This window comes from Tepidibacter sp., from assembly GCF_025210165.1.
Classification (GTDB): Bacteria; Bacillota; Clostridia; order Peptostreptococcales; family Peptostreptococcaceae; genus Tepidibacter_A.
In genome coordinates, this window is record NZ_JAOASI010000048.1 from 24,875 (window position 1) to 41,908 (window position 17,034).

General features: G+C 29.0%; 15 protein-coding genes. 1 reads left to right on the top strand and 14 read right to left on the bottom strand.

Features of this window, described 5'->3' with window-relative positions; translation table 11 throughout:
* Window positions 1-9: 9 nt before the first annotated feature.
* On the bottom strand, window positions 10-138 hold the full coding sequence (locus tag N4A48_RS08835) for a hypothetical protein (protein ID WP_293665536.1): 129 nt from the start codon (window positions 136-138) through the stop codon (window positions 10-12).
* Between the two features lie 10 nt (window positions 139-148).
* Entirely contained in the window at window positions 149-3,340 is a 3,192-nt protein-coding gene (locus N4A48_RS08840; RefSeq protein WP_293665537.1) for a DUF6240 domain-containing protein, read from the bottom strand.
* A gap of 183 nt (window positions 3,341-3,523) precedes the next feature.
* On the opposite strand from N4A48_RS08840, the gene N4A48_RS08845 reads away from it, so the two are divergent.
* Entirely contained in the window at window positions 3,524-3,970 is a 447-nt protein-coding gene (locus tag N4A48_RS08845) for a YaaR family protein (protein ID WP_293665538.1), read from the top strand.
* A 32-nt stretch (window positions 3,971-4,002) separates the two neighbouring features.
* Here N4A48_RS08845 and prfB read toward each other — a convergent pair.
* The 12 genes from prfB to N4A48_RS08905 form a co-directional block, all read right to left on the bottom strand.
* A protein-coding gene (gene prfB / locus N4A48_RS08850) for a peptide chain release factor 2 (protein ID WP_293665539.1) occupies window positions 4,003-5,107 on the bottom strand; the annotation gives its coding sequence in 2 pieces (ribosomal slippage) (window positions 4,003-5,031 and window positions 5,033-5,107; 1,104 coding nt in all).
* Window positions 5,108-5,119: 12 nt separating this feature from the next.
* Window positions 5,120-7,798, bottom strand: a complete 2,679-nt coding sequence (gene secA / locus N4A48_RS08855; protein ID WP_293665540.1) for a preprotein translocase subunit SecA — start codon at window positions 7,796-7,798, stop codon at window positions 5,120-5,122.
* A 174-nt stretch (window positions 7,799-7,972) separates the two neighbouring features.
* A complete protein-coding gene (gene hpf, locus N4A48_RS08860; protein ID WP_293665541.1) occupies window positions 7,973-8,506 on the bottom strand; it encodes a ribosome hibernation-promoting factor, HPF/YfiA family in 534 nt (177 codons plus the stop codon).
* 721 nt (window positions 8,507-9,227) lie between these two features.
* Window positions 9,228-9,425 carry a YjfB family protein gene (locus N4A48_RS08865; protein WP_293665542.1) on the bottom strand — a complete coding sequence of 66 codons (198 nt, stop codon included), beginning with the start codon at window positions 9,423-9,425 and terminating at the stop codon, window positions 9,228-9,230.
* Window positions 9,426-9,440: 15 nt separating this feature from the next.
* Window positions 9,441-9,935, bottom strand: a complete 495-nt coding sequence (gene flgN / locus N4A48_RS08870; protein WP_293665543.1) for a flagellar export chaperone FlgN — start codon at window positions 9,933-9,935, stop codon at window positions 9,441-9,443.
* A 15-nt stretch (window positions 9,936-9,950) separates the two neighbouring features.
* Complete coding sequence (gene fliS / locus N4A48_RS08875) at window positions 9,951-10,331, bottom strand: flagellar export chaperone FliS (protein ID WP_293665544.1); 381 nt, start codon at window positions 10,329-10,331, stop codon at window positions 9,951-9,953.
* Between the two features lie 24 nt (window positions 10,332-10,355).
* The gene (gene fliD / locus N4A48_RS08880; protein ID WP_293665546.1) at window positions 10,356-12,284 is read right to left on the bottom strand and encodes a flagellar filament capping protein FliD; all 1,929 of its coding nucleotides are present in this window, start codon (window positions 12,282-12,284) and stop codon (window positions 10,356-10,358) included.
* Between the two features lie 14 nt (window positions 12,285-12,298).
* A complete protein-coding gene (locus tag N4A48_RS08885; protein ID WP_293665547.1) occupies window positions 12,299-12,667 on the bottom strand; it encodes a flagellar protein FlaG in 369 nt (122 codons plus the stop codon).
* A gap of 109 nt (window positions 12,668-12,776) precedes the next feature.
* Window positions 12,777-13,097 (bottom strand): hypothetical protein, encoded by a 321-nt coding sequence (locus tag N4A48_RS08890; RefSeq protein ID WP_293665548.1) that lies wholly within the window; start codon window positions 13,095-13,097, stop codon window positions 12,777-12,779.
* A 39-nt stretch (window positions 13,098-13,136) separates the two neighbouring features.
* Window positions 13,137-14,009 carry a flagellin lysine-N-methylase gene (fliB, locus tag N4A48_RS08895; RefSeq protein ID WP_293665549.1) on the bottom strand — a complete coding sequence of 291 codons (873 nt, stop codon included), beginning with the start codon at window positions 14,007-14,009 and terminating at the stop codon, window positions 13,137-13,139.
* 102 nt (window positions 14,010-14,111) lie between these two features.
* Window positions 14,112-16,361 (bottom strand): flagellinolysin, encoded by a 2,250-nt coding sequence (locus N4A48_RS08900; protein WP_293665550.1) that lies wholly within the window; start codon window positions 16,359-16,361, stop codon window positions 14,112-14,114.
* A 117-nt stretch (window positions 16,362-16,478) separates the two neighbouring features.
* Window positions 16,479-17,034, bottom strand: a 556-nt coding sequence (locus tag N4A48_RS08905; protein ID WP_293665551.1) for a flagellin, incomplete at its 5' end; no start/stop codon positions are given.

Consider the following 17,034-nt stretch of genomic DNA (forward strand, 5'->3'; position numbering starts at 1 on the left):
ACAAAAACTTTAACCTTTTTTACTCCTTCTTTCGTCTATATTTTCAACAAAAAGTAGGACTTTAGACACAATATCTATTAATTCTTCAGGAATATCTTCATTTAAATCATTATCACTTTTTAGTTTTTGTTCATCCATAGTATCACCTCTAAATTTTCACATCTAAAAATCCCTTAATATCACTTTCTATTTCTTGTTCATTTTTTATATCCATTATATTTTCTTTATCAAAATCAAACTCTATGTTTTCTAGATTATACCCTATATCTTCTAAAAAACTATTTAATATATCTTTATTATCTTTTATATAATTTATATTATTTTTATCGTCTAATCCAATCTTCACTTTAACCTTAGACTTATTTACTCCTAAGTGAATATTTATATTACCTAAATTCTTAGTATCAAGACTAAGAACTACATCCATATCATCCTTATCTATATTTTTAGATGAATTTTTTCTATTTTTATAGTACATATTTAAATTCGAGAAGTGTTCATTTATCATAATCGGATACTGAATAAACTTTTCATCCTTATTTGATATATAGCTTCTATCAAGTGATTCCTTTGCTTCCTTATGTCTTTCATCAATATCCTTGTTGTGTTCTTTGGTTAAATCTATATTTTCTCTAATATTTTTTATATCCTCATTTATATCTTCATAAGCCTTGCGAGGCTTAAAATCTCCTTTTTTTATTTTATCAGAATATTTTTTGACTGTATTCTCTATTTGACTTGTATACTTTTTCAATTTACCCTCTTCTTTTTTCTCAAGCTTACCATTCTTTTTTATTGCATTTATAAGGCTTGATATTTTATGGCCTAGCTGATTTTTATTTTTAAAAAAGTCAGATGTACTTTGAAATTCTTTTAAGGTCATATCTTTATTGTTCTTTATATTAAAAGCTATACAATTATTTTTTTCTTTATTTATGTTTTTTATATTATCAGTTAGCTTTTTAATATACTTATCTATTTTAATATTTACTCTATCCGTATTAGTAAATTCTCTTATATAATTATCAACTTCTTTTAGGCTCATATTTTCTATAGGATTATTCTGCTTTATACTTTCTTTAATCATATTACTTGTTAAATTATCTTTTATATATTCATATTGATTATATGCACTATATACCTTTTGGATATTAGTTCTACTTAAATTCATTTTATTTTGAATTAAAGACTTAGCTACTTCAAATGCCTTATTTAAATTCATAACCTTATTATCATTATCTTGTGTCTTAAATAAATTGATATTGTCCTTCACATGTTTTTCAACTATATTTTCACTGTTTTGTTGAAGCTTTGTAGGAATTTCTAATTTTCTATAATCAATATTTTCCATTTTTTCCCCACTAAGAACTTTATGGGATACATATATATTGTTTAATGTCATAGGTATTGAATTCCTTAAGTTAAAAGATATATTATTAAATCCCAAATTCTTTACATCCTTGAATATATTAGTTATTTTATTTATAGATTTTGCTGTTAACTCTATATTATTTTCAACATTAGCTTCTTCTACAACAAAATCTATATCTTTATTTATACTAATCTCCTTATCTACATTAATCTCTTTATTTACATTAATCTCTTTATCTACATTAATTTCTTTATCTACATCAATTTCTTTATCTACATCAATTTCTTTATCTACATCAATTTCTTTATCTACATTAATTTCTTTATCTACATTAATCTCTTTATCTACATTAATTTCTTTATCTACATTAATTTCTTTATCTACATTAATTTCTTTATCTACATTAATCTCTTTATCTACACTAATTTCTTTATCTACATTAATCTCTTTATCTACACTAATTTCTTTATCTACATTAATTTCTTTATCTATATTAATAGTTTCTTCTATGGCAGAATCTTTATTTTTTATAAGCGTATCAGCTTCCTTGTTATCTATATTCTCTAAATTATAAGTTAAATTATCAATGTCTTTAATTTTATCATTATTAGAATTTGATACAACCTTGTCTAATTTATTTAAATTAAAATCTACGTCCTTTTTTATAAGCTTCACTAAATCAGTTTCATCTAATTCTTTTAAATTCTGTAATTTTTCTATTATATTATCCACTTCTTTTTCATACGTGCTAGATACTATGCTAATATTATCTATATTTTTCAATTCATTAGCTATATCTCTTATATCCATAGTTTCTATATCTATGTTTTCTTTTATCATAGATGCTAGATTTTCTTTGTTTAAATTCTTAATTACATAATCTAGTGATTCTTTCATTTCCTTTATACTTTGAATATTTTCTTTTGTAAAATCTAACTCATTTCGTATCATTTTCTGAGAAAGCTTTATATTATCATCTGTAACACTTATTTGCATTCTATCTAGACTTTCTTTTATATCATCCTTTAATAAATCAAGCTGCTTTTGTGTAATATTATTTACCTTAGGTAAAAAAGATTCATAAGCTTTAGTAGATATAGAATTTATCTTATCAGCAACCTTTATTGCTCCTTTTTTTACAAAGTTCTTTATGTTGTACAAGTTATCTATTGTAGGAGTTATACTATTTTTAAGTGTGTCTATAAAGGTATCTTCTTCTACATCTTGTAATTTATCTAATTTATAGAATATATCGTTTACTCTTTCTATATTTTTTTTAGTTATATTGACACCTTTTTTGTGTAGAGTTTTTACTATATCAGTTATATCCTTACCCATCTTACTTCCATACAATTTCTCAGTTATTTTCTCAGCTTCATCCGTTGTAAGCTCTTTTTTATGCTTAAATAATTTTAAAAATGAAAAATTATCCTTCTCATTCTTAACCTCCTGTATAGTATCTGATATCTTTTGAAGTGAATCCTTCTCAATATCAATGCCCTTATCCATTATCTTAACAGCACTATCATAATCTAAATTTACTATAATGTCATCCAGTGATTTTTTACTATATACAAAGGACATGATATTTTCTTTAGTTATACTTATATCATTGTTTTTTAGAGTCTTAACTGCTTCTAAATTTTCATCACTTACATCTATATCTAGTTTTTTTAGTATGTCTGAGTATTCTATTTTCTCATTCTCAGTAGTTTTTTTATATCTAATATCGTCTATTTTCTTAGACTTTATTATATTTTTTTTATCTATTACTACTGTATCTCCCTCTTTTGCATCTATCTTATCTTTAAGCTTTAAATTAAGTAGCTTCTTATCACCCGTATCTATAGTTACGTTATCTTCTTTAATTTCAACAACCCTACCTCTAACCTTTGAAGTTGTATTCAAATTATTATAGGCATCACTTACAGCACTATATGCAGCTTCTGCTGAAACTTTATTTATCATGTTCTCACCCTTTTTTAATTAGTTATAATTAATTATCGACATGAATTAATTATAAGTTTAGGCTATTAATTTGATTTAAAGACTCACATAGGTTATATTTAAAATATATTAAATAACATATAAAATTTGTATTTATTTTGCCGATAATATAAATATAGTCCGTAAAAGAGAGGAGATAGGATTTTGAATAGGGTTAATCAGGTTAATAATATAAATCAGATATCTAATGTTAATAAAGTTAATAAGTCAAAAGAAATCAAAAGAGCCGAATTTAAAGCTAAGTTTGAAAATATAAAATCTGATAAAGTAAAAGAGCATCTTACAGAGCTTTATGACAAAATAAGTGAGCAATCTGATAAGATAGGTGAAAAGCTATATCTTAAGGATTTGATTGAATATAAAAAATTAGTAAAAGAATTCCTAAATGTGGCAGTTAATAATTCTCATTCCTTCTCTCAACAAAACTTTCTAGATCGAAGAGGCCGTCATAGAGTTTATGGAATTGTAAAAAATGTAGATAGAGAGCTTAGTTCATTAACTAAAGAATTTATAGGGCAAGAAGTTGATAGACTTTCTGTAATAAAAAAACTTGATGGAATAAAAGGTATGTTGGTTGATATTATGATGTAGCACATAAATAGGGAAGAGACTTAGTCTCTTCCCTATTTTTTAGTATATTTTAGATATTCATTCATAAATGGGTCTAAATTCCCATCCATTACACTTTGAACATTTCCAATATCTAGATTAGTTCTATGATCTTTAACTAACTTATATGGTTGAAATACATATGATCTTATCTGACTTCCCCATGCTATTTGTGAATACTCACCTTGTATATCTTCTATTTTTTCTTTTTGTTCAAGTTCTTTAAGCTCTATAAGCTTTGCCATTAACATCTTCATAGCTTTATCTTTATTTAAATGCTGTGATCTTTGATTCTGACATTGAACCACAACCCCTGTTGGTATATGAGTTATTCTAACAGCTGATTCTGTTTTATTTACATGCTGTCCCCCAGCTCCTGATGCCTTATAGGTGTCTATTTTTAAATCACTAGGATTTATATCTACACTTGTATCATCATCAAGCTCTGGTATTACATCTACAGATGCAAATGATGTATGTCTCTTTCCCGATGTATCAAAGGGAGAAATTCTGACCAATCTATGAACTCCCTTTTCTCCTTTTAGATAACCATATGAATTAATTCCTTCTACTGATAATGTAGCACTTTTTATTCCAGCTTCAGGGTCTGATATTATATCTAGTAAAGAAACTTTATATTCCTTACTATCTGCCCATCTTGTATACATTCTAAGTAGAATTTTTGCCCAATCCTGAGCATCAAGTCCACCTGTTCCTGCATGTATAGACATTATGGCATTGTTTTTATCGTATTCTGCATTTAAAAGAGTTTTTATTTTCATTTTATCTATATCCAAGACTAAATCTTCTATAGATTTATTTACCTCTTTTTCAAGAGATAAATCATCTTCTTCAAGAGAAATCTCTATTAATACATTTATATCTTCTAAAGAGTTTTCAAGATTTCTAAATTCTTCTATATTCTCTTTTAGCAGCTTGTTTTCTTGAAGTAATTTTTGAGCTTTTTCATTATTATCCCAGAAATTTTGCTCGGACATTTTCTTTTCTTGTTCTTGTATCTTATATTCTATTTTTGATATGTCAAAGAGAAGCCCTCAATTCTTCTATTGAATTTTTCATCTCATCTATTCTTTGATTATATTCTTGTATATTAAGCACTTATAATCACTCCTATACATTTCTTCCACAGCATTTTTTATACTTCTTACCACTACCACAAGGACAAACTTGATTTCTTCCTATCTCGTCTTTCTTTACAACAGTCTTATTACCAGGCTCATCTGATGCAGTAGATAAGTTGTCTATATCAACAACTTGTTTTCTTTCTATTTTTTCTTCTACTGTAAAGTTATATAAGTATTTGATAGTTTCTTCTTGTATAGACTTTATCATTTCCTCAAACATATCAAATCCTTCAAATTGATATGCTCTTACAGGGTCTTCTTGACCTATTGCTCTAAGACCTATACCTTGACGTAATTGTTCCATAGCATCTATATGATCCATCCACTTCGTATCTACTACTTGAAGTAGGATAACTCTCTCTATTTCTCTCATTCTTTCATCTGCTATTTCTTTTTCCTTCTGATTGTATAAATCAATGGCTATGTTCATTATATCTGTCTTTATCTTATCTCTATCAAGCTCTTCTATATTATTAAATTCTATACTTCCCTTTGGTAAAAATATATTATATAAATGATCCGTTAATCCTTCTAAATCCCACTCTTCAGGATAATCAGTATCTGCTGTATATATCATAACTGAACTGTCTATAGTATTTTTTATCATATTAGTTATATTTTCTTTTATATTCTCACCCTCAAGAACACTTCTTCTTTCCTTGTATATTATTTCTCTTTGCTTGTTCATAACATCATCATATTGAAGAACATGTTTTCTTATAGAGAAGTTCTTGCCCTCTACCTTCTTTTGAGCTCCTTCTATGGATTTTGAAAGTATCTTATGCTCTATAGGTGTATCTTCGTCCATTCCTAATTTGTCTACAACTCCCATAATTTTTTCACTACCAAACAATCTCATAAGGTCATCTTCAAGTGTTATATAGAATCTTGATACTCCAGGATCTCCTTGACGTCCAGCACGACCACGAAGCTGATTATCTATTCTTCTTGATTCATGTCTTTCTGTCCCTATTATACAAAGACCTCCAGCATTTAGTACCTCTTTTTGTTCTCTATCTGTTTCCTTTTTTATTTCAGCATATAATTTATTGTACTCTTTTTTAGCCATTTGAATATACTCATCATCAATTTCTATATGAGATGTTACAAGTGCTAATATATCATCCTTATATCCTTTTTTCTTTAATTCATTCTTAGCTAAAAATTCAGGATTTCCTCCAAGTATAATATCTGTACCACGACCAGCCATGTTAGTCGCAATAGTTACTGCACCTAATTTTCCAGCCTGAGATACTATTTCTGCCTCCCTCTCATGCTGTTTTGCATTAAGAATATTATGAGGTATCCCTTTTTTCTTTAACATAGAAGATAACAGTTCAGAGTTTTCTATAGATATAGTACCTACAAGAACAGGCTGCTTGTTATTATGTCTTTCTTCTATTTCTCTTACCACTGCTTTAAACTTTCCATTTACAGTTCTATATATAGAGTCTGATCCATCTTGTCTTTGAATAGGTTTATTAGTAGGAATTTGAACAACATCCATACCATATATAGATCTAAATTCTTCTTCTTCTGTTTTGGCAGTACCTGTCATACCTGAAATCTTCTTATACATTCTAAAGTAATTCTGGAATGTTATAGTAGCAAGAGTCTTTGATTCTCTTTGTACTTTGAGTCCCTCTTTTGCCTCTATTGCTTGATGTAGTCCATCTGAATATCTTCTTCCAAACATAAGTCTTCCAGTGAATTCATCTACTATTACTATTTCTCCATCCTTAATTACATAATCAACATCTCTCTTCATTTGATTATGGGCTTTTAGAGCCTGGTTTATATGGTGGTATATTTCCATATTAGACATATCAGTTAAATTCTCAACTGCAAAGAATTTTTCTCCCTTTTGGATACCATCTTCAGTCAGTGATACAGAATTAGCTTTCTCATCTACTACATAATCATCTTCATTCTTTAACATTTTAACAAACTGATCTGCTGCAAAGTAAAGCCCTGTAGACTTATCTCCAGCACCAGATATAATAAGAGGTGTTCTAGCTTCATCTATTAATATAGAATCCACCTCATCAACTATTACAAAGTTTAGTTTCTTTTGAACCATCTGTTCCTTATGTATAACCATATTATCTCTTAAGTAATCAAATCCAAACTCATTGTTAGTACCATAGGTTATATCACAATTATATTGTTCTTTTCTTTCTTCTGGAGTTTGCCCATGAACTATAACCCCTACACTTAATCCTAGATATTCATATAATTTTGCCATCCACTCTTTATCACGCTTAGCAAGATAGTCATTAACTGTTATTACATGTACCCCATCTCCACTTAAAGCATTTAGGTATACAGGAGCTGTTGCAACCAAAGTCTTACCTTCTCCTGTCTTCATTTCAGCAATTCTTCCTTGATGAAGAACTATTCCTCCAACTAACTGAACTCTATAATGTCTCATTCCAAGAACTCTCTTTGATGCTTCTCTAGTAACAGCAAATGCTTCAACTAATATATCATCAAGTGTCTCTCCAGTTCTTAATCTCTCCTTGAATACATTAGTCATATCTTTAAGCTCTTCTTCACTCATACTTTCAAACTTACTTTCCACCTGATCTATCTTATCTACAACCTTTTCAATCTTCTTTATTTCTCTTTTTCCCGAAAATCCAAATAAATCTTCTAAAAAGCTCATATTATTTACCTCTCTTTTGTATTAATTTTCATTAATATATATTTTAACATAGCGAAGTTAATAAATAAAATTATATTAATGTAAATTTCTAAATTATATGCAAAAATTCCCTTTATAGATTGTTCACTGCAATTACATTAAAATGAAAAAGGTGGGATATGTATCCCACCTTTTTTATGCCTGTTCTATTATACCGTAATCACCTGATTTACGCTTATATGCTACATTCATTTCATTAGTTTCTGCATTTGTAAATACGAAGAAACTATGTCCTAAAAGCTCCATTTGAAGTATTGCTTCTTCTTCATGCATAGGCTTTATGCCAAATCTTTTCCTTCTTGCTATCTTTATTTCACTATTACTATCACGTTCAATTGAACTGTCTATATTCTCAAATCTAATACTTGCATTATCTTGATGCTTGTTTATAAGCTTTGTTTTATATTTTCTAAGCTGCTTACTTAACTTATCTACAACTACATCTATAGCTGCATATAAATTCTCTTCTGAATCTTCAGCTCTTATTATATTTCCACTTACAGGGATTATTGTTACTTCTATAGTTTGTCTACTTTTTTTAGCACTAACAGTTGCTCTGACATCTATATCATCGTTAAAATATCTCTCTATTTTACTTAACTTTTCTTCTACTGATAATTTGATTCCTTCTGTTAATTCAATGTTTTTTCCCACTATAGTTAATTTCATATAAGCCATCCCCTTCCATTATCTAAACTGTTGCATATATCACATAAATAATTTTATTTATGTAAATATCTTTGAAATTATACTTATTATAATACAAAATTTGGATTTTAAAAATAGTTATTTTAAAATAAATTTTATTAATATTATTTTACCCACTAATATATTATTAAAACAGTTTTTTAAAATTAAATTAATGCTTTTTTTAAAGAATTTTACAGGCAAAACTTTTTAAAATCAAAATGAATTAATATTATACAATATATTAATTTATTAATATTTATGATTAATATCATTAAAATCTGTAGTGGATAACTTCTAAGTATACCTGTGGATAATGTGTATAAACCTGTTAATAAAGTTTATAACTGCTTTTTAGTTGTGGACTTTTTTGACGAAAGTCCACAAGGTTGTTAGTTTTTAATTTTTCTAAATTGTCGAACTATTGATTATTATATAATATGAAAAAAGAGCATCTATTATAGATGCTCTTTTTTCATATTATAGCTGACCTGGTTTTTGACCCCACACTCGCCTGCTGGAGATTTCGCTCGGGTTTGCCTCACTACTAACCCTCTCGATTTTGTATCGGCAGGACTTACATCTAAGCCGCACCATGATCATTAACTCGCTTTTGAATTAACTTACGTGGATCCTTTTGCCTGCGACTGGCTTGGACTTTCAACCACAGACCTATAATATCAACCATAATATCTTATCAAATTTATAATTTAATGTCAATAGTATTTCCAAGGTGAGGTGTAATAGATTTTTCCATAACCTTAGCATCTGTATTAATCATTTCATTTATAACATTCGATTTTTGATTTGATGTATTCATAGCCATCTTCATAACAGAAAGACTTACTTGTTGTGCAAGCTTAGCTTGACTAAGTCCTATAGACATAGCTCCAATATCCATAATTATCCCACCTTTTTATTTTCTATAATCCATAAAAACTCCCTGGGTATGATTATATTTTGTATTATATCCTTTGTATGCCTTTATATTTTTGTTTAAGTCTTTATGCTCTTTTTTGATATTATTCATTTCTTCTTTTACTTTATCAAATTCTTTTTTTACACTTTGATTATTAATTCTATCTAAATCATCTATATTCTTAGTAACACGTAATATATTTGATACATTTTTCTTTAAATCCTTAATATTAGGATATTTTTGAGTGTCTATACTTTCAATTGATTCTATTTTTAGCTTTTCTTTTACATTTATATATGCTGAATAAAACTTTTTATCTATATCATTTATCTCATTTATTTTTTGTTGCTTCTTCTCTATATTCTCAAGAAGATAATCAGTATTAGAATTATTTATACATGCACTCTGAGCTTTTGTTATTTCATATACTTCAGAAATTAGATTATATTTAATTTCACTGGTTTGAATTAAAATATCTATCAATTCATTCACACTCATCAAAATTACCTACTTTCCTTGTCTTGCAAGTTTCATAGCTTCTTTCCAAGTTTCTCTAAATTCAACTACAAATTCTTTAACCTCTTCAAGTATATTCTTATCCTTTTTAATATTAGCCTCTATAAGTCTTGAATGTAAATATTCATATATTGGTCTTAAGTTCTTAGATATTTCATAATCCATATCTAATGTTATATTAAGCTCACTTATTATATTTTGAGCCTTTATTATATTAGTATTCGATTTTTGAATATCCTTTTCATCTATTGCAATCATAGCTATATTTATAAATTTTATACAGCCCTCATATAATTTCAATGTAAGTTCCTCTGGAGTTGCTATATTCACTGATTGATTCTTATACTGTGCATAGGGATTTCTCATTGCCATAGTTTATTCCTCCTTTAAATTTATCTAACTTCCTCCCAATTGAGATGCAAGCCATGCACTTTGAGAGTTCATCTTGTTCATAGCGGCTTCAAGAGCTGCGAACCTTTTGTAATAATTATTTTCCTTTCTAGCTAATCTCTTCTTTTCACTAATTATCTGCTTTTCTATTTTTACTAAATCCTTATCAATTGAACTCTTTGATCCACCCTTAGTAACAAAATCCACAAGAATATTAGACTTTACCTTTCTATAAAGATCTGATTCTCCTCCAGTTCCAGACTTATCTATTATTCCTTTCATTCCATCAGCAATATCATCATAAAGCCTAGTTATAAGACCTGATTCTGCTCGTTTTTGAACTCTTAATTTATTTTTTTCATCTGCTGTTTTTGCATTCCTTATATCTAATTCAGTTATATCAGATTTACTAAATAATAAATCAACTACCGCATCTATATCGTTTCCAATAGCTTCTCTTAAGTCATCTTCATCAATCTGTAGCTTTCCATTTTCTTGATATTTACCTGTAGTTATACCTATTTGTGTTAAATGAGAAAATCCTATTAGCTTTTCATCGTTATTATTATCATTATCATCAGTATAATCAGAATAAACACTCTCATAAAGACCTGTTCTTGTTGAATTTAATATTCTATTTATACTACTATCATCTCTTAAAAGCCCAGATTTAGCTTTATCCTCCCAAAGCTTTATTGTATCCTTATCTCCCATAGATTCTTTTTCTTCAGCAGTTAAAGGCTTATAATCTCTATATTTTTCTTCTGATATTTTTTTGTTTAATTTATCTACAAGCTCGTTATACTTATCTACAAAACCTTTTATTTTATCATAAACAGCATCAACATCAGTTTCAATATTTATATTATATTCTTTATCAGTATCTGCTGGAAGTGACTTTAAATCAACACTTATACCATTGATTGTAAATTGATTTGAAGAATATTTTATATTCTCTGCTCCATCAAAATCTACTATGGCATTTTCACCAGCTTTTGATTTATGGAGTTTACCATTAATATCAGCTATTTTTAATTTATTCTCAAAAAGCTTTTGTGAATCCTCCTGTAGATTTATATTTGCTCCTGTTTTATTTACCAAATGAAACCTTCCATTTTCATATCTAGCTTCCACATTTAAAGGTGGGTCTTTTTCCATTTCTTCATTTATCTTCTCTGCTACACTTTCCATATTATCATTTTCTGATAGCTTAATAGTTTTTCCTTCTATTTTTAAGCTATATGGAAATGTTATTCCTAAATCCTTTAGTTTTTTATTCTCTATATCTTCACTACTTGAAGCTATATTTACATCTGTAAACCCTGCTAAATTTAAATTTAATTTTTCTGTGAAAATCTTGCTTTCATTATCCAATTCTAAACTATTATCTTCTCCAGTTTTAGACGTAGATAAGAAAAACCTTTTCGACTTAGAGTCATAACTAGCTCTTACACCTGATACTGAATTATTTATCTTTTTAGCTAAATCAGAATAACTTTCATCTTTTTTAAAAGTAATTTCGGTTCCTCTTATCTTAAAAGTAATATCCTCTGTTCGAGTAGATTCATCAACGGCTTTAGTACTTGCTAAGTTTACATTTTCCGCTAATTTCTTAACCTTTATTTTATGATTTCCAGGAACAGCTCCAGCTCTAGTACTTGCTTTAAATATATCCTCATCAGATGAAGAAGCCTTCTTAAGCCAAGAAGCTCCGCTTATACTTCCAGTTATACCTACATCTAAATCCTTTTTAGTATCTACTATAAAATTTGCCATATCTTTGTTTATACTATTATAAGCATCCTGAGTCCACAACTTAATCTGCTTATTTTGATTATATTTAATAAGTTTTATTTTCTCAGCATCCATAAGCTGCTTCACAGTTGCATCCGTATCCATCCCTGATGCCAATCCACCGATTCTCATTGGTGCCATATAATCACCCCCCCTTATCCTCTTTTATCTACAAAAATACCTGCTCTCTCGCACATCTCAGCTACCATATCTATTATTTTTTCTGATGGTATTTCCTTTATAACCTCTTTAGTCTCTCTATCAATTAATTTAATCACTATATCATTAGTTTTTTTATGTATAGAAACCTTTAGGCTAGTATTCTCACCTGTCATTCCCTTGTTAGCCTTTTCAATAGCTTCTATAAGTCTTTTTTCCCCTGGCAGAGCTACATTTTCCTCTTTGTTTTGAATTTTTTTAGTTAAATCTACCTTTTCTTCTTTATTAGTATTATTTTTTTGGTCAAAAACCTCTGACTTAAACCCTGTCATTTGATTGTCAAATGTGTTAGAATCAATTCTCATTAAACTCTTCCTCCTACATAAATTATATATATTTTATTTATCGGTATTATGCATATTTATGTTTATACTACATAAAAAAAAGAGTCGAAAAATTAACTCGACTCTGCGTTTAGTTTTTGATTAATATAGACATATATGCCATTGATGTAGCATTATTTTTTTTCAAAAGTTCCTTTATATGATTTAAGAATTTTTTATTATGTTCTACATTTTTAGCTAGAGATTGTATCAACTTTACTATATGCTCGTCACAAAAACTTTCTTTATGATATCCTATCATTCCTATTAAATTCAATTTTATTAATGAGTAATGAATAACCATCATCACATAATTCTCAAATACAGTACTATTTATATCAACAAAAGGGAATTGATTTTCAAATACATAATTAACCAAATAATTTTCTAAAATATATTCTTTTTCATTCATATAAGAATTGTAATATTTTTTGTAGATATTTTTATATATTTATCCGATTTTTTCTATATCCGTTCCTTTAACATAACCAATTCCATACAAACACTCTTTAAGACATTCTATATATCGTTTAGATCTAACTCCTTTATATATTGCTTCATCAATTAATTCCTTTAGAATTTTCATTTGTAAAGTAGTTTGAGTTGGAATATTGTCTAGCATTCCATCAAAAACTCCATTATCTATCATGCTAGTATATTTAGCTATAAGGTTTGGTATATCATTAGATTTATTTTCTTTGATATATTCTTCTACCTTTTCATAGAAAAGCCCCAAAATTATCAATCTTTCCCATAATTTAAAATTCCTGTTTTGCAATAAAGATATTGTAAATATTCTAAATTTCCAAAAATGTTCAGTAAATTTATTATTATGTAGACTTCGTTTTGTAATATGCCTCGGTTTTATATCCTCATAAATTTCATCAAATTCCATTTTTTTTGGATTCAAAAGAGCTAATCTAGCTACTTCTGGACACGATATACTCCCAGATTTTTCAAATGAATTATTTAATTTATTAGGATTTCTAGGATAAATAGTACATGCCAAAGATAAATATTCTTCGCCTAGACTACTCTGAATGCTACATAGCTTATTATCATCTAAAAAAGGGCATGAGCCATGTTCATTTAATTTTATTTTAGCATAATCAAATTCAGATGTATTAGATCTATTTCTCTTAACTTTATCTTTAAGTTTTGCTTTTAAATTTTTATTGTTACAATTTCTATACTTTTTATATGTATTTTTGTCAATTTCTATATTCCATCCCACACAGCATGTATCTTCACATTCAGACCCTATACATCTAAATTGATTCATGTATTGAGGAATTAATACCTTTCTTTGCTTTTTATCAGACATTAATATCATCTCTTTTCTTTTTTATAATGATCAGAAAATTTAAATTTATTCTCAAAAAGAGCTGAGGATATTTTCCCCCACTCTTTTTTAATTAATAAAATATTATCTTAGTAACTGAAGTACACCTTGTGGCGCTTGCTTAGCTTGAGCAAGCATTGCTTGAGAAGCTTGTTGTAATATATTCTGCTTAGAGAATGTAAGCATTTCCTTAGCCATATCCACATCTCTAACTCTTGATTCTGCCGCTGTTAAATTCTCACTTGTATTATTAAGGTTATTTATAGTATGCTCTAATCTATTTTGATACGCCCCAAGCTTTGATCTAAAAGTAGATACTTTACTTATTGCATTATTTATTGTTTCAATAGCATTAGTTGCATTTTTGTGAGTAGATACATCTATTGCAGATTCTATACTCTTACTGTCTGTTCCATTAGTTACACCAGCTTCTTTAGTGAAAGAACTTTTACCATCTTGACCTTTTTTAGCTTCTTCTGCATCCTCTCCACCTTCAAGTTTTGCTTTTGCTGGTAGAGTTGCTCCTGATAAATCCTCACCTGTAGCTGTAGAATCTAATCCTGATACATTTATCTCATCTTTTTTTATTCCCTCTGGAGTATTTACTGCGGCTTGTATAGCTGCATTTATTTTAGCATCCGTATTTTCATTTTGAGTATCATCAGAAAGTTGTATAGTCAATTTATTTCCTGTCCAAGTTGCTGTTGTAGCACCATTACTTTTTGTAAACTCTACTTCTATATCATTTCCTTTAGCTCCTGCTGATTTTCCCATAGAAACTTTTAAAGTTTTATTAGGAGTTGTGATTTGGAAATCCTTACTAGCCGCTACTGCTTCTTTTTCTTCACCTTCTGTTTCCTCAGTTGCTCCAGTTCCTCCTGTACTAGATACTCCAAGTGCTGATGCACTCATATCTTGTAACTCTATTGTCATTGATTGTCCTTTATTCGCTCCTATTTGTAAAACAATCTGCGATGATGCCAACTCTTCCTCTGGCCATTTAATATCAAAGCCATTAACAGTTTTTCCTGTAGACTTACTTTCATCAACTACATCTTCTGCATTTAATTTAGTAGCTCCACCGTGATCTTTACCAAGTATAGATCCAACATCTGATTCTTTAGAACCCCAGTTAAGTTCTACTTTACCAGTATTTTGCAGATATGCCTTTAAATTAGTTTTAAAATCATTTTTAAAATCTGAGTAACTTCCAGCTATATTATTTTCAATAGCATCTTTAAGAGCTTCCGCCCCTGTTTTATTAGATGATTTTATATCAGACATTATGTCCTTCATAGATTTTGAATTATCATTGGCTGTTGAGGCTATAAACTTAAGCATAGCATAACCAGCTGCATATTCCATTTGTGCCTTATCATCGCCACTCGCATCCCATTCTTTACCATCTAATAACTCATATGCTCTATCTACCAATGCATCAAGCTTAGTAGTATTTATTCCACTTTGGTCATCTTTTCCTATAACATTCTTAAGTCTTTCATCTGCTCCAGCTATTCCTTCAGCTGTTCCTTCCATAAACCAAGTAGGTATTCCTGTATTTCCACCTACCTTATCTCCAAATGAATCATACATTATAAGATGAGTCATTTCATGAGCTATTATACGGTCAGCATAAAGGCCTCCACCAGTATCTCCATTCTCACCACTGCTCTCACCAAAATCCTTTAAATCTATTTGAAGCTTTAATTTTCCCTCAGCAGTACGAATAGCTGTAGCTGCTGCTCCTCCTTTTTCATTAGATACAAATTCTACTTCTATATCATTGTTTCCTGAACCTTCTAACCCATAAGCTTCTTTTATATTATTTGCTGCTACTTCAAGCCATCCACTATTCTTAAGCCCTTTTATAATGTTAGCTTTTGCAGTAGTCTCATTTACACCACCGTCTTCACCACTTCCAGAACTTAGAAGCTTCTTTTTATTAAATTCTGTCGTACTTGATATTCTATTAATTTCTGAAGTTAATTGGTTAATCTCATTTTGAATCTGATCTCTATCTTCACTTGTATACGTATCATTACCTGCTTGTACTGCAAGTTCTCTCATTCTTTGAAGTATAGAGTGAGTTTCATTTAAAGCCCCCTCAGCAGTTTGTATTAAAGAAATACCATCTTGAGAGTTTCTTGAAGCTTGATTAAGTCCTCTTATTTGACCTCTCATTTTCTCAGATATGGCAAGTCCTGCTGCATCATCTCCAGCTCTATTTATTCTAAGACCTGAAGATAATTTTTCCATAGATTTTCCAGATACTACTGTATTTGAACTCATCATTCTATGAGCATTAATAGCATTCATATTGTGATTAATAATCATGATTTTACCTCCTTGAATTTGTAAGATAGACTTCCTTTTCTATCCAATTTTCTCTAAATTTTGCAGTGTTTAAAAAAAGAGCCGAAGATTTCTTCGGCTCTATTCTCTAAAAATTTACTATCTTAATAATTGAAGTACACCTTGTGGTGCTTGTTTAGCTTGAGCAAGCATAGCTTGAGAAGCTTGTTGTAATATATTCTTCTTAGAGAATGCAAGCATTTCCTTAGCCATATCAACGTCTCTTATTCTTGATTCTGCTGCTGTTAAGTTCTCAGAAGCAGTACCTAAGTTGTTAATAGTATGCTCAAGTCTATTTTGGAATGCTCCAAGCTTAGATCTTTGAGTAGATACTTTTGTTATAGCCTCATTTATTGTTTCTATAGCATTAGTAGCGTTTTCATGATTTGAAACATCAAGAGCTGATTCTATATTCTTGCTATCAGTTCCATTAGTTACAGTAGCTTTATCAGTGAAAGTTCCACCTTCTCCACCTTCTTTAGCTTCTACTTTATCTGTTCCTTTAGCCTCTTCTGCATCAAGTCCAAATACACCTTTAACATCATCTGCATCTGTACCTCCAATTGCTACTTTAATATTTGAACTTTCTCCTGTTGACTTTGATGTTATAACTAATTTCTCCCCATCAAGTTTTATATCTGCTTTATCTGTTATA